Consider the following 13,189-nt stretch of genomic DNA (forward strand, 5'->3'; position numbering starts at 1 on the left):
GACACGATGTCCGACCACTGGATCGGGGGCAGGCGGGTCACCTCGCCCATCCGCTTCGACGACATCTCCCCCATCGACGGCTCCGTCCTGGCCCACGTCTCGCGGGCCTGTCCGGAGGAGGTCGACCTCGCGGTCGACACCGCCGAGAAGGCGTTCACGCACTGGCGGCGCACCACCCGCGAGCGCCGCGCGGAGCTACTGCACAAGATCGCCGACGGGGTGGAGAAGCGCCTCGACGAGCTGGCCGCCGTCGAGACGTCCGACAACGGCGCGCTGCTGCGCTCGCACCTGCGCGGCGTGATGCCGCGCGTGGCGCACAACTTCCGGTTCTTCGCGGACTGGCTCGTCGACGAGGTGTGCCACCCCGACTTCGACACCCGCGGCCACACCAACCGCGTCAGCTGGGACCCGGCCGGTGTCTGCGCGCTGATCACACCGTGGAACGCGCCGCTGATGCTGGCCAGCTGGAAGATCGCGCCGGCGCTGGCCGCAGGCGACACCGTGGTGCTCAAACCGGCCGAGTGGACGCCGCTGACCGCGACCCTGCTGGCCGAGATCACCGCCGAGGCGGGCCTGCCCGACGGCGTCTTCAACGTGGTGCAAGGCCACGGCGAGAACACCGGCCAGCACCTGGTGAACAACCCGAGACTGCGCCGGATCAGCTTCACCGGCTCGGTGCCGACGGGCAAGGCCATCGCGCGGGCCGCGGCCGCCAACCTGGTGCCGACCTCGCTGGAACTGGGCGGCAAGTCGCCGCTGATCGTGTTCGCCGACGCGGACCTCGACCTGGCCGTGAAGCTGGCCGTCGAGCAGTACGACAACGCCGGGCAGGTGTGTCTGGCCGGCGTTCGCCTGCTGGTCGAGGAGTCCGTCGCCGCCGAGTTCCTCGCCGGCTTCCTGACCAGGGCGGACGCCCTCAAGCAGGGCGATCCGCGCGATCCCGCCACGGACGTCGGCCCGCTGATCCACCGCCGCCAGTTGGACCGCGTGGACGGCTTCGTGCGGCGGGCGGTGGCCGACGGGGCGCGAGTGCTGCTCGGCGGCGGCCCGAACACCGAGCTCGGCGGCCTCTACTATCGGCCGACGCTGCTCACGGATGTCCGACCGGGCAGCGAAATCCTCACCGAGGAGGTGTTCGGCCCGGTGCTGACGCTGCAGACCTTCCGGCGCGAGGAGGACGCCGTCGCGATGGCCAACGACACCCGCTTCGGGCTGGCCGCGACGCTGGTCACCGGCGACGAGGACCGCGCGAGGCGGGTCACCGAGCAGCTGGTGGCCGGCACGGTCTGGGTGAACTGCTTCTTCGTACGGGATCTGCGCGCGCCGTTCGGCGGCAGCCGGGAGTCCGGGATCGGCCGCGAGGGCGGCAACTGGAGCTTCGACTTCTATTGCGACGTCAAGAACACGGTCACGGCGGGACAGGGGTGGCGGCATGGGTGAGGTCGTCGGCGCGGGCCTGCTCTCCCACGTGCCGACGATCATGCTGCCGGCGGCCGAGCGCCGGGAGCTCAACGACGGCAGGGACACCACACTCGTCGCCGGGCTGGAGCGGTTGCGCGCGGAGGTGTTCGAGCGGCTCGACTACGACACGGTGGTGGTGCTCGACTCGCACTGGGCGACCACTGTGGAGTTCGTGGTCACCGCGCACCAGCGGCGGGCCGGGCTGTTCACGTCCGAGGAGCTGCCGCGCGGGATGTGCCGCATCCCGTACGACTTCGCGGGCGATCCCGAACTCGCGCACGCCGTCGCGGCGCACGGCGAGAAGCAGGGCACGTGGATCACCCCGATCGACGACCAGTACCTGCCGATCTACTACGCCACCGTGAATCTGTGGCAGTACCTGGGGGTTCCGGGCAAGCGGTGGGTGTCCATCGGCGTCTGCCAGACCGCCGACCGCGAGGACAACCTGCGGCTCGGGCGGGCGCTGGCCGCCGGAATCGCCGACACGGACCGGAAAGTGCTGCTGGTCGCGTCGGGAGCGCTCAGCCACACCTTCTGGCCGCTGCGGGAACTCCGCAAGCACGAGGCCGCCGGCGTCGAGCACATCCGCACCCCGGAGGCGGCGCAGGCGGACCTGGAGCGCATCGAATGGCTCCGGCGGGGCGATCACGCACGGGTCCTCGACACCATGCCGGAGTTCGCGAAGTTCAAACCGGAGGCCGGTTTCGGGCACTACCTGATGATGGCCGGCGCCCTCGGCGAGCGGGCGTGGCGGGCGCCGGGACGCCTCTACAGCGAGTACGAGAACGCGGTCGGCACCGGCCAGGTGCACATCTGGTTCGACCGCCCGGGCGAGGGGTGGACGTGACCGAGCACCGCAGGATCCTGTTGGACGGGGCCGTTGTCGAGGTGGTGCGCCGCGAGGAGCTGCTCGTCGCCGGGGACGGCCGCAGCGTCAAGGCGGACGAGGCGGTGCACCTGCCGCCCTGCGAGCCGTCCAAGATCATCGCGGTGCATCTGAACCACCGCAGCCGGGTGGAGGAGTTCCAGGCCCGGCTGCCGGCCGCGCCGACCTACTTCCACAAGCCGACCTCCGCGCTGAACGCGCACGGCGGGGCGGTGGTGCGGCCCGAGGGCTGCAAGTGGCTGAACTACGAGGGCGAGGTCGCCATCGTGATCGGGCGGACCTGCCGCAACATCTCCCCCGCCGACGCCGCTGCCCACATCCGCGGGTACACCGTCGCCAACGACTACGGCCTGCACGACTTCCGCGACACCGACGCCGGCTCGATGCTGCGAGTGAAGGGCTCGGACACGTTGTGCCCCTTGGGTCCCGGGCTCGTCACCGACTGGGACTTCCGCGGCAAGGCGCTGATCACGAGGGTGAACGGGGAGGTCGCGCAGCACGGCAGCACCGACGAGATGGAGTGGGACATGCACTATCTCGTCGCCGACATCGCCCGAACGATCACGCTGTTCCCGGGCGACGTGCTGCTGTCCGGGACGCCGGCTCATTCGCGGCCGGTGCGGCCGGGCGACGTGGTGGAGGTCGAGGTCGAGGGCCTCGGCGTGCTGCGCAACCACATCGTCAGCGGACCGACCGCGATCCGGACGGACGTGGGCGCGCAGCCGACGGAGTCCGAGGAGGTGCTGTCGACGGCACTCGGCGGCGACTGGGAGTTCCGGGGCATCCGCCCGCCCCGCCGCTGACCCGAATGCCGGTCATGCAGGGAAGGACGCCTTACCCTCGTTCAACGCGGGTAAGGCGTCCTTCCCTGCATGAAGCCGGTTAGGCGCCGCCGGCGATGGTCGGCAGGGTGCTGGACTGCACCTCCTGCCGCACCTCCGCCTGCCGGTCGGCCGACGTCTGCTCGAAGTGGTTGAGCATGTGCCGCAGCACCCGGGTCAGCTCGGCGATCCGCCGCGGCGACAGCCCCTCCAGGCTGTACACCTCCTCGGCGTTGAACCGCGGGAACAGTTCGCACATCAGCGCCTTGCCCCGCTCGGTCAGGGACAGCACGCTCAGCCGCCGGTCGTCGGCGGGCGTCGTCCGGGTGAGCAGCCCGCGGTTGGCCAGCGTCCGCGCGACGCCGGTGAGGGTGCCCTTGGAGATGCCGCTCTCCTCGGCCACGTGGCGGGTCTCGATGTCGCCCCAGATCCACACCACCCACAGCACCACGAAACCGGTCCACGACAGATCCACGTCACGCAGCACGGACTGCTCGAAGTGGTTGCGCACCACCAGCGCGGTCCGGTGCAGGTTGGACAGCGCCATCATGGACTCGACGTCGATGGCCAGGCCGTTGAGGCGCTCGCCGACGGCCTTCTCGGTCTCGCGCAGCGTGTAGTAGCCGGTCACAGCGGTCAGCGTAGCCCCAACCCGGGCGGGCGCCGGCGATCGACCGGCACGTCACCGCGGCGACCGGGCAGGCCCCGCCAGGGCGCCGGCCGTCCCGTTCCCGCCGCGGCAACTACACCAGTTCCGCCAGCCTGCCCACCACCTCCGCCGGGCTGGGCTGGGCGGCGATCTCGTCGCGCACCTCGGCGGCGGTGTCCCGGAACTTCGGCTGCTCCAACACCTGGGCCAGCGCCGCGGCGACCTCCTCCGGCTCGCTGACGGTCAGGCCGACGCCGCGGTCGGCCATCAGCTTGGCGTTCATCGGCTGGTCGGCGAACTTCGGCAGCGACACCTGCGGCACGCCGTGCACGAGCGGCGTCGCCACCGTGGCCGAACCGCCGTGGTGCACGATCGTGGCGCACGTGGGCATGAGGGCGCCCAGCGGCATCCAGCCCAGCGCGTGGACGTTCGCTGGCAGCGGTTCGAGCTCCGAGATGTCGATGTCCCCCAACGCGAGCAGCACCTCGACGTCCATTGTGGACAGATCGGCGAGGACGGCCTTGAGGGCGCCCACCCCGCCGAGCGCCGGCAGCACACTGCCGAGGGTCACACAGACGCGCGGCCGGGTCGGCGGCTGGGTCACCCAGGCCGGCACCACGCGGGACTCGTTGTACGGGACGTACCGCATCAGGAACTGGGTGTCCGTGGCGAGGCCGCCCATGCTCGGCGGGCGGACGTCGATCGAGGCCACCGGGTTCACCGGGACGTCCGGCAGGCCCAGTCGCCGCCGGGTCGGCTCCAGGTACTCGGCGGCCTCCCGGCGCGAGCTCACCACGTGCTCGTCCAGGCCGGCCCAGCCCAGCCGGATGCCCTGCTCGACCAGCGGCACGCCCAGGTCGGCGGCGAGCAGCCGGCCGGCCGCCTGCTCGGCGGTGGTGATCACCAGGTCGGGGCGGAACGCCCGGGCCACCGGCAGCATGCCGTCGATCATCTGCTCGCCGAACCAGGCGAAGCCGCCGCGATCGGGCTTGCGCGCGACCCCGGCTTTCGTCATCTGGCCGTCCTTGATCATGCCGGCCACCGCGGCCACGAACTCCGCCCACAGGTCGCGTTCGGGCAGCGGGTCCACCACCGGCAGGCCGGCGCCGGCCGCCGCGCGGGCCCCGTCGCCGTTGTTGAGCAGCAGCACCTCGTGGCCGGCGGCCAGCAACGCCCAGACCAGCGGCACCGTCGGCAGGAAAAGGCCGCTACCGGGCACGGCCGTGCACAGCACTCGCATCGTCAACTCCCCCTAGATCGTCTTGAGCAGCGCTCAATTGAGCGCTGCTCAAGCTACGGTGGGTAGACTGCCGCCGTCAAGCCCCTCGGGAAAGGACGCGGATGCCGCTGCGACGGGAACAGGTGGTCGAGGCCGCCCTGGAGCTGCTGGACGAGGTGGGGCTGGACGCCTTCACCACGCGAGCGCTCACCGAGCGGCTCGGCGTGCAGCGCGGCGCCCTGTACTGGCACGTCAAGAGCAAGCAGGAGCTGCTCGGCGCCGTCACCGAGCTGCTGCTCCGGCCGGTGTTCGCCGACACCGGCGAGGAGGAGCCGAACGTGTTCGACAACCTCGTCGAGTTCGCCCACCGGATGCGGGACGCCATGCTCGCCCACCGCGACGGCGCCCGCCTGGTCGCCGCGCACGTGACCGTCAGCGCGTCGGGACTCAAGCTGATGCAGCGCGTCTTGGCCGACTACGCCCGGCAGGGAATTCCCCTGCCGGTGGCCGCCCGCTGGGGCGACATCATCGCCAGCTACGTCACCGGCTACGTGCTCCAGGAGCAGACCGCCCCGGCCGAGATCGCCTTCGACCTCAGCGAGGCCAGCCCCGAGCTGCTCGAGATGCTCGGCGACCACCACCCGCCCAGCGCCGAGACCTTCGCCGCCTCGGTGGCGACGATCATCCTCGGCATGCGCGCCGAAGCCGCCACCCTCGCGAGTCCCGCCTAGCGCCACACCCCGGCGAGTCGCGCTCTGGGACACACCGAATGTGGGTTTCGGGCAGAACTGGGACCCGAGGCTTGGCTCTGCCTGAAACCCACATTCGGTGTGTCTGTGGGCGCGACTCGCGGGAGTTCGTCAGGCGGCGCGGGTGGTGCGGAGGTCGTCGAGGAACTTGCGGCGGAGGGCGGGGATCCGGCTGGTGAGGCCGAAGAAGGTGCGGGCGGCCAGCAGGGCCAGGCGGCCGGTGACGGGACGGTAGAGCGGGTCGTCGCCGCTGGTGCCGTTGTTGTTCAGGGACTCCGCGACGCGGGCGAAGCCGTACGGGAGCATCTCCGCCTCGTAGTCCCCGACGGCCGTCAGCAGCGGCTTCTCGCCACGCGAAGCGGCGACGAGTTCCCGGCACAGCAGCGCGGCGTCCCGCAGGGCGGTGTTCGCGCCGACGCCCTGGCCCGGCGTCATGGTGTGAATGGCGTCGCCGAGCAGGGTGATGGTGGTGGTCGGCCACGGCTCCACCGGCTCGGAGGTGCCGATACGCAGGGCGAACGCGGCGTCCGGGTCGGAGAGTTCGAACAGCCGGCGCAGGTTGGGATGCCAGTTCCCGGCGGCCCGCAGCGCGGTGTCGATCAGCTCCCGACCGCGCTGCTTCTCCGCGCCGTCGGGGAAGTGCTGGTGCGAGCTCCAGATGGACAGGTTGATGTAGTCACGGGTGTTGTCGAACTGGAGCCCGGACCAGCTGTCCAACAGGGCCGCGTCGGCGGGGTTCTTGGGCCGGCCGTCGGCGTCCCACTTGAACTCCATGACGTGCAGCATGCCGATCATGCCCTTGGTGCCGAAGACCAGCGACAGCCCGTTGAGCACCTCGTCGCCGAGCAGGGCACGGGTCTCCGGGGTGAGCGCCGTCTTGGTGGCGATCGCGGTGACGCCGGTGTCGTGGATCTTCGCGTGCGGCAGGAACTGGCGGCGCACCGCCGAGCGGGTGCCGTCGGCGGCGACGAGGATGTCGCCGGTTGCGGAGCTGCCGTCGGCGAAGAACGCGGTGACCGTGCCGTCCGAGTTCTGCTCGTAGCGGGTGAAGACCTTGCCGTGGTGCACGACGTCGTCCATGCCGGTGAGCAGCACCTGCCGCAGGGTGGAACGGGACACAGACCGTTCGCTGTCGATCGCGTCGGTGCTGTCCGGGAGCGCGAAGCTCGCGGTGCTGCGCATCGACTGCGTGAGGATGTTGAAGTGCCGCGGGGTCCGGGCGCAGGTCGCGACGAAGGTGTCGAACAGTTCCGGCGGCAGGCACTGCCGGAGCGCGCGGTTGCCCGTCGGGTCGATGCCCACCCGATAGCCGTAGAGCCCGTCGCGGCGGGAGCCGTAGCGCTCGTACACCGCGACCGACACGCCCGCCCGTTTCAGGCCGTGGGCCAGGCACATCCCGCCGGTGCCGCCGCCAATGATGATCACACGCATGACAACCTCGATCGTCGTGTATCTCGATTTTCGTGTAACTTAGTTTGAGAGCAAAGTCGCTCGAATGTCAAGCGATGTGCCGCCGGTTACCATGCGCTGGATCTTGAAAGCCGAGGAAGCGATGCCGAACGAACTGGACGACGTGCTGGCCGACCTGGGCCGGGCCGTGCAGGCCTACCAGGCCGCGGTCGACGACTACGACCGCGAGACCGCCCGGCTGCTCGGGATCAACGGCACCGACCTGCGGTGTCTCGAGCACTTGATCGACGCCGGCGAGCTCACCCCGCGAGAGCTCGGCGAGCGCCTCAACCTGGTCACCGGCAGCGTCACCGCGATGCTCGACCGCCTCGAGAAGCTGGACCTGCTCGCCCGCGCCCCGCACCCCGCCGACCGGCGCAAGGTCGTCGTCCGTCTCACCGACGCCGGCCGGCAGCGCTGCCTGGACCTGATCGCCCCGCTCATCGAGGACGGCGCGCGCGAGATCGGTTCGCGGTACGACGCCTCGCAGCTCCGGCTCGTCACCGACTACCTGCGCACCAACACCGAGCTCCAGCGCCGGCACGTGCAACGGCTGCGCGACCAGGAGTCCCCGCCGGCGACTCGGCGAACACGCTGAGCGGCCGCCAGACCGAACCGGCGGCAAGGCCGCGTTCGGCCGCGGTGCGGAGACCTGGGTACTGAACTTCCTCGACCGGGCCGAGCCGATCTTGAGCGAGCAGCCCCCGAATCAATCCAAGTCGTCGGCGGGGGCCGACCACAGGACCCCAGTGATGTTGCCACGAGCACGTAAGAGAGCCTCTTGACGATCCTGCGGCGCCGAACCGCTGCTGCGCGGCCCGGAACAGCAGACGTGGCTCGCGAGGCTGACGCTGGAACAGGCGAGGCTGCTCCGCGAACCCACTGAGGAGCTGCTGGACCGCCTGGCCCCGGAGGACGGCCCGGCGACGCTGGCACTGGTCGTGGTCCGCAACGGCCACGACACCGCGAGGATCTCCGACATCGCGCGACGACTGTCCACAAGCGACGATCCCTGGCGGCGGGCCGCCGGCGAGTTGCTGCACGGCTATGGCGCCTCCGAGCTCAGCGACGGCAACGGGGCCAAGGCGGAGGGCCACTTCGCCCGGGCGGCAACGGAATTCCGCGAGCTGGGCGATCGGATCGGCGTCACCGTGGAGCTCGACACCAACGAGGCCCCGGACCAGTTCCGCGCTCTGCTGCGCATGAACTACGCCCAAACCCTTGCCGCGACAGGCCAAACCGAGGAGGCCGGCCGACAGCACCGATAAGCGGTCGACCTGGCCATGCGCACGAAGGACGCGCCCGGCCGCGCAACCGTCCTCGAGGCGCAGGCGGAGTGGTACGAGCAGGCCGCCGCGCTCCAGGGCCACCGAACTCCGAGGCTGAGCTACCAGCGCGCCCCAGTTACTGCCGGACGTCCCCCGGGTCGGTGGCGATCATCCCGATGTACCCGTCCGGCGCGCGGTCGCCGGCGCGCAGCGCGCCGGGATTCACCCCGGTGTCCACGGACAGCTTGCTGCTCCGGTAGTTCACGCCGAGCTGCCGCAGTGCCGGGTTGCCGCGGTCCATCACGCCGCGATCGAACAGCTCGGTGCTGATGCCGAGCACGTCCGCGGCGACCGGCAGCCGCTCGTCCTCGTAGCTGTCCAACAGCTCCTCCGAACCGTCGGCCAGCTTCCAGCCGAGGTTGTGCGCGTCCTGCACACCCGTGTTGAGGCCCCGCCCGCCGGCCGGCGTGTGCACGTGCGCGGCGTCGCCGGCCAGGAACACCCGCCCGACCGGTACCGGTCCGCCATGCGAACGTTCGCACGCCACTGGGTGGACCACCCACGTCGGTCAGCGCGAAACCCGTTGTCTCCAGCACCAACGCGGCCAGATCCGGCACGTCGTACCGCGGCGTCGTCAGCTGGAAGGTGTCGGTGCCGACCAGCGGGCACGGCCCCAGCACCGGTCCGTCCTCCCCCACCCAGACGTGCCAGTGGTCCAGGCCGGCCACCCGCACGTCGGCGATGAGCATCCGGTGCTGCTCCAACGTCTCCCCGGCGAAGCCGACGCCGATCTCCTTGCGCACCACGCTCCGCCCGCCGTCGGCGCCGACCAGGTACCGCGCGCGCACCGCCTCGTCGCCCAGCAGCGCGCTGACACCGTTGTCGGCCTGGGCTAACGACGTCAGCTCGAGGGTGCGGGGCTGGATGCCCTTGCCGCGGGAGCCGGCGAAGTCGCCGGGATCGCGGTCGACGATGCGGTGCGCGACGCCACGGCGGGCCAGCTCGATGGCGAGGGTGAGGCCGGTCGGCCGGCCCCGATGATCAGGATTTCGGTGTCCACGGCGCACACCGCGCGCGGTGGCTGTCAGGTCACCGACAGACCGCTGTCAGCGCCGGCCGGTGTCGATCAGGAAGTCCTCGAACAGGTTCGGCAGGTACGCCACGAGCAGGCCGAGCCCGGAGAACGCGCCGCCGACCGGGTTGAGCCGGGACAGCGCCCACGCGAAGGCGCAGCCGCGATAGGCCGGCACCGGCGTGCCGACATCGGTGAACCAGCTCAGGAACGGCATCCGCAGCTCGCGGATCGCCGGGTTCATCAGCGGGCCGCCCAGCGCGAGCAGCGCCGTCGGCTCGTTGCGCATGACCCAGCGGTAGACCTGGGAGAACTGGTAGAACCGCCACTCGGCGGCGGAGGGGGCGACGCCGAGCGTGCGGGCCAGCGCCACGCCGTGCTCGGTGGCGGCCTGCTCGGCCCGGCTCCAGGCGGCGTCGTGCACGCTGCGCCGGTCCAGCTCGCCGTCGCTGAGCCTGCGTAAGTAGCTAGCCCATTCGGCCGAACCGGGATTGCCGTGGGTGTCCTCGCTCAGCCCCAGCGCGATGGCCGTGCCGCGCTGGAGACCCTCCAGAATGGACGCGTCCACAATGGACATCCAGCTGCCCGGCCGGGCCAACTCGTTGTCCCGGAAGAATTCGAGCACACCTTCGATGTTTCGCCATCGACCAGGCTCGATGTCCAGCCGGCCGGCGAAGTCGGACTGCACCTCGCGCAGGAAGTCCAGGCGGTCGGCCACGTGCAGGTGGTCGAGCTCGGCGAGGGTGCGGCCGAGCGGGCGCGCCGGCGCTCTGCGGGCGCGCGGGACCGCGACCGGCGCGACGCGCACGCAGGCATCGGCCATCACACTTCGGGCGTACACCAGAACAGCTCCCCGGCTACAGGTCCAGACAACGCCCGAAAATCGTATCCGCCCCGAATGGGTGCTCCTGTCGTCACATCGGGGGAACCGCTACCGCCGACCAGCCGATCTTGGAGAAACCGCAGGTCACCGAATCTGTCTAGTGTGGTCGGTCACTCGCCATCCTTGAAAAACCTTGGCGTGGCGCGGGAAGATCGCCACGTACGGTGTGGCAACGGTCAACGGAGCGCACCGATCCGCTCACGGTTCGGCCAAGCGGCCTGCCTCCACAATGGACAGCGAAGGATGTCAGCCATCGGTCCGTCTGGGCTAAGTCAGCGCTGGAACCGATAGACCGCGGCGCCCCGCGAGTGCTCGGCGCGGCGGGCGTACCGATGCAGGAACGCGTCGATGGACGCGCGCGTGCGAGTGAGCGCGGCGGCGGACTCGGCGAGCACCGCGGCCCCGTTGGCGGTCAGGTGGTACATGCGTCTGGCCGGTCCCGGTGTGGCGGTGGTCCAGCTCGAGCAGACCAGCCCGGCCCGTTCCAGGTTGCGCAGCGCGCGATAGATGCCGCTGGCGTCGTTGTCCACGCCGCACAACAGGCGCAGCCGCTCGATGAGCTCGTAGCCGTGATCCGGCCGCTCGTCGAGCAACAGCAGCAGGCACGGCTGGACGAAGTTGCGCGGTTCCCCCTCGCGCATCAGGCGACCTCGCCCGCTGAATTCATGACGGCCTCCACGTCGAATTCTCGCCCGTGACCCCGACCAAGGATAAAACCGAATGGCTGCCCCGCACAGGGACACCGCCGCGTCCAATCGGGTACCGCGCAACCCGCGTTCACCGGGATTATCAAGGATGCAGCCGCCGAAAGGTAGAACGGGATTGGGCCGACCGGAACAACCGCAACCCATTTGGCCTGATAACCTGCGGCGGCCGCGGACGGCACAGGTACGGTTCAACGATGACCGCGATGTCCCCGGCGCGGCTGGCGGAAACGTTCGCCCGCATCGCCGATACCCTGGTCGACGACTTCGACCATGCCGAGTTCGCACGATTCCTGGCCGCCCGGGCGCGGGAAACGTTGCAGGTCCCCGCGGTCGGTGCGGTTCTCGTCGATCACCGGGGAGAGCCGCACATCGGACACGACGCGGCGGATCGGCTCGCCGCCTCGCCATTGTGGCCGCTGCTGCGCGGCGACGGCCCGAGCATGGAGTGCCACCGCACCGGAACCGCGATCGCGGTGCCGGACACCGACCAGCGAAACAACCGATGGAACCGTTTTCTGACGGAGGCTCGGGCGGCCGGCTTCGGCTCCCTGACGGCCGTGCCCTTACGCGTGCGGGAAACCACGATCGGGGCCTTGACGCTGCTGCGGACGGAGCGGGGAACGCTGTCGGATCAGGACCACCGAATCGCCGAGGCGATGGCGCTCGCGGCCGCCGCGGGCGTGCGCAGACTTGGGGAGCTGACGCAGGCGCAAACGCTCGCCGCGCAGCTCCAGACCGCGTTCAGCAGCCGAATAGTGATCGAGCAAGCCAAAGGCGTGCTGGCGGAACGGCACGGCAGCAGCGTGGACGGCGCATTCGGCGCCCTTCGCGAGTACGCCAGGCGGCGCAACCTGCGACTCGCCGAGCTCGCGAACGCCGTGGTCACCGGATCGGAGCAGGTGCCGCCGCTGCCGCCGGCATCGAAGTGATCTTCGTCCTGATGGGTTGCGACCCTAATTCCGGCGGTGCAAAGTTGAGCCTGAATGGCCGAATTCACCGTGCATTGTCGACGGCGCTCGCCCTTCGAACCGCTCCGGACCCTGGCGGATCACCACTTTTCGTGAGATGCACCAGGGAGGTGTGCCGTGTCCGGGTGGGTGTCCGTCTCGGCCCGGCGGTCCGCGTACACCGGTGAGCCGCTGACCCGGGTCAACGCCGCCGTCGGCGACCTCGCGGGCCACGGACTCGACTTCTGCTCGGCCGGCCAGCGCCGGTTCCGCGCCCTGCTCGCGCTGCTGGCCTGCAACTCCGACACCACCGAGAACCAGCTGACCCGCTGGCAGCTGGACTGGTCCGTGGCGGGGCGAATCACCTACTCCCCCGAGCAGCACGCGCTCGTCGTGCTCACGCCCATCCCGCACCTGCTGGCGTCGGCCGCGCTGGTGCACCCGGATCCGGTGCGGCGCCAGGGTTTGCCCGGTCTGCGGCCGCTGAACGCGCATCCCGAGGGACTGTGGTTCCGGATGCGGCACGTGCCGACACGCACGCTGCTGCGCATCGAAGCCGTCGAATCCGAGGCGGCGGCGGTGCATCCGCAGGTGCCGATCGCCTGGGAGATCGCCAGTCGCAGCTGGGAGATGCTGCCCGAGGAGGACGTGGCGCTGCGATCGGTGCCGCCGATGCACGTGGACGCCGAGCAGCTGCTGGCCGCGGTGCTGGTGCGGCTGGGCACCGACGAGCCGGACGGGCGCTGGCACGTGGGCGCGACGCTGGCGCGGGCACACCAGCGGGGCACGGCGTCGCCGCTGCGTTCGTTGTGGGGCCGGGGGCGGCACTGGCAGCTCGCCTGTCGCGACCGCGCCACCGTCGCGGGCCTGTGCGCGGCGCTGACGGGGCCGGAGATCGGCCTGGCCGGGGCGGTGCCGCTGGAGCGCACGCGGTCCACGGCGTTGATCGGCCACCGGGAGGCCACGCTGCGGCTGGTCGGTCCCGGATAGCGGGCCGATCGGCCCGGACCTCGTGTGCACGGCACCGCTTCCGATAAGGTCTATACCAATACCGCCAAGCTGCCGTGGCGGCAGTCGG

At 70.9% G+C, this 13,189-nt stretch carries 14 protein-coding genes and 1 pseudogene; 8 read left to right on the plus strand and 7 right to left on the minus strand.

Annotated features, from left to right (window positions below; all coding sequences use genetic code 11):
* The first annotated feature begins 6 nt into the window (after positions 1 to 6).
* The 3 genes from BCF44_RS17700 to BCF44_RS17710 are packed head-to-tail and all read left to right on the plus strand — an operon-like array spanning position 7 to position 3,150.
* Positions 7 to 1,440: an aldehyde dehydrogenase gene (locus BCF44_RS17700; RefSeq protein ID WP_116175373.1), complete on the plus strand. Its 1,434-nt coding sequence runs from the start codon at positions 7 to 9 to the stop codon at positions 1,438 to 1,440.
* Positions 1,433 to 2,308 carry a DODA-type extradiol aromatic ring-opening family dioxygenase gene (locus BCF44_RS17705; protein ID WP_116175374.1) on the plus strand — a complete coding sequence of 292 codons (876 nt, stop codon included), beginning with the start codon at positions 1,433 to 1,435 and terminating at the stop codon, positions 2,306 to 2,308. Before BCF44_RS17700 ends, BCF44_RS17705 begins: the two co-directional genes overlap by 8 nt.
* Positions 2,305 to 3,150 carry a fumarylacetoacetate hydrolase family protein gene (locus BCF44_RS17710; RefSeq protein WP_116175520.1) on the plus strand — a complete coding sequence of 282 codons (846 nt, stop codon included), beginning with the start codon at positions 2,305 to 2,307 and terminating at the stop codon, positions 3,148 to 3,150. Before BCF44_RS17705 ends, BCF44_RS17710 begins: the two co-directional genes overlap by 4 nt.
* Positions 3,151 to 3,229: 79 nt before the next feature.
* Here the strand turns inward: BCF44_RS17710 and BCF44_RS17715 are convergent, their stop codons facing one another.
* Both BCF44_RS17715 and BCF44_RS17720 read right to left on the minus strand, forming a co-directional pair.
* On the minus strand, positions 3,230 to 3,799 hold the full coding sequence (locus tag BCF44_RS17715) for a MarR family winged helix-turn-helix transcriptional regulator (RefSeq protein WP_116175375.1): 570 nt from the start codon (positions 3,797 to 3,799) through the stop codon (positions 3,230 to 3,232).
* Positions 3,800 to 3,911: 112 nt separating this feature from the next.
* Positions 3,912 to 5,057, minus strand: a complete 1,146-nt coding sequence (locus tag BCF44_RS17720; protein ID WP_147328520.1) for a nucleotide disphospho-sugar-binding domain-containing protein — start codon at positions 5,055 to 5,057, stop codon at positions 3,912 to 3,914.
* A gap of 101 nt (positions 5,058 to 5,158) precedes the next feature.
* Between BCF44_RS17720 and BCF44_RS17725 the strand changes: the two genes are divergently transcribed.
* On the plus strand, positions 5,159 to 5,767 hold the full coding sequence (locus tag BCF44_RS17725) for a TetR/AcrR family transcriptional regulator C-terminal domain-containing protein (RefSeq protein WP_116175377.1): 609 nt from the start codon (positions 5,159 to 5,161) through the stop codon (positions 5,765 to 5,767).
* Between the two features lie 129 nt (positions 5,768 to 5,896).
* On the opposite strand, the gene BCF44_RS17730 is transcribed toward BCF44_RS17725, so the two are convergent.
* Complete coding sequence (locus tag BCF44_RS17730; RefSeq protein ID WP_116175378.1) at positions 5,897 to 7,216, minus strand: FAD-dependent oxidoreductase; 1,320 nt, start codon at positions 7,214 to 7,216, stop codon at positions 5,897 to 5,899.
* Between the two features lie 103 nt (positions 7,217 to 7,319).
* Between BCF44_RS17730 and BCF44_RS17735 the strand changes: the two genes are divergently transcribed.
* Positions 7,320 to 7,832, plus strand: a complete 513-nt coding sequence (locus BCF44_RS17735; RefSeq protein ID WP_211353060.1) for a MarR family winged helix-turn-helix transcriptional regulator — start codon at positions 7,320 to 7,322, stop codon at positions 7,830 to 7,832.
* A gap of 343 nt (positions 7,833 to 8,175) precedes the next feature.
* A complete protein-coding gene (locus BCF44_RS17740) occupies positions 8,176 to 8,502 on the plus strand; it encodes a hypothetical protein (protein ID WP_116175380.1) in 327 nt (108 codons plus the stop codon).
* 136 nt (positions 8,503 to 8,638) lie between these two features.
* On the opposite strand, the gene BCF44_RS58950 is transcribed toward BCF44_RS17740, so the two are convergent.
* The 4 genes and pseudogenes from BCF44_RS58950 to BCF44_RS55510 all read right to left on the minus strand — a co-directional run bounded on the left by BCF44_RS58950 (position 8,639) and on the right by BCF44_RS55510 (position 11,098).
* Positions 8,639 to 9,004: an FAD-dependent monooxygenase gene (locus BCF44_RS58950; protein ID WP_342775611.1), complete on the minus strand. Its 366-nt coding sequence runs from the start codon at positions 9,002 to 9,004 to the stop codon at positions 8,639 to 8,641.
* 235 nt (positions 9,005 to 9,239) lie between these two features.
* Positions 9,240 to 9,569, minus strand: a pseudogene (locus BCF44_RS58955) (FAD-dependent monooxygenase); the annotation flags it as partial.
* Between the two features lie 39 nt (positions 9,570 to 9,608).
* Positions 9,609 to 10,415, minus strand: a complete 807-nt coding sequence (locus BCF44_RS17755) for a hypothetical protein (RefSeq protein ID WP_147328522.1) — start codon at positions 10,413 to 10,415, stop codon at positions 9,609 to 9,611.
* A gap of 314 nt (positions 10,416 to 10,729) precedes the next feature.
* On the minus strand, positions 10,730 to 11,098 hold the full coding sequence (locus BCF44_RS55510; RefSeq protein ID WP_170217586.1) for a PadR family transcriptional regulator: 369 nt from the start codon (positions 11,096 to 11,098) through the stop codon (positions 10,730 to 10,732).
* A gap of 260 nt (positions 11,099 to 11,358) precedes the next feature.
* On the opposite strand from BCF44_RS55510, the gene BCF44_RS17765 reads away from it, so the two are divergent.
* Positions 11,359 to 12,093, plus strand: coding sequence for a GAF and ANTAR domain-containing protein (locus BCF44_RS17765; protein ID WP_116175384.1), 735 nt, complete (start codon positions 11,359 to 11,361; stop codon positions 12,091 to 12,093).
* Positions 12,094 to 12,249: 156 nt separating this feature from the next.
* On the plus strand, positions 12,250 to 13,101 hold the full coding sequence (locus BCF44_RS17770; protein ID WP_116175385.1) for a hypothetical protein: 852 nt from the start codon (positions 12,250 to 12,252) through the stop codon (positions 13,099 to 13,101).
* Positions 13,102 to 13,189: the final 88 nt, after the last annotated feature.

The organism is Kutzneria buriramensis (assembly GCF_003387475.1).
Taxonomy (GTDB): domain Bacteria; phylum Actinomycetota; class Actinomycetes; order Mycobacteriales; family Pseudonocardiaceae; genus Kutzneria; species Kutzneria buriramensis.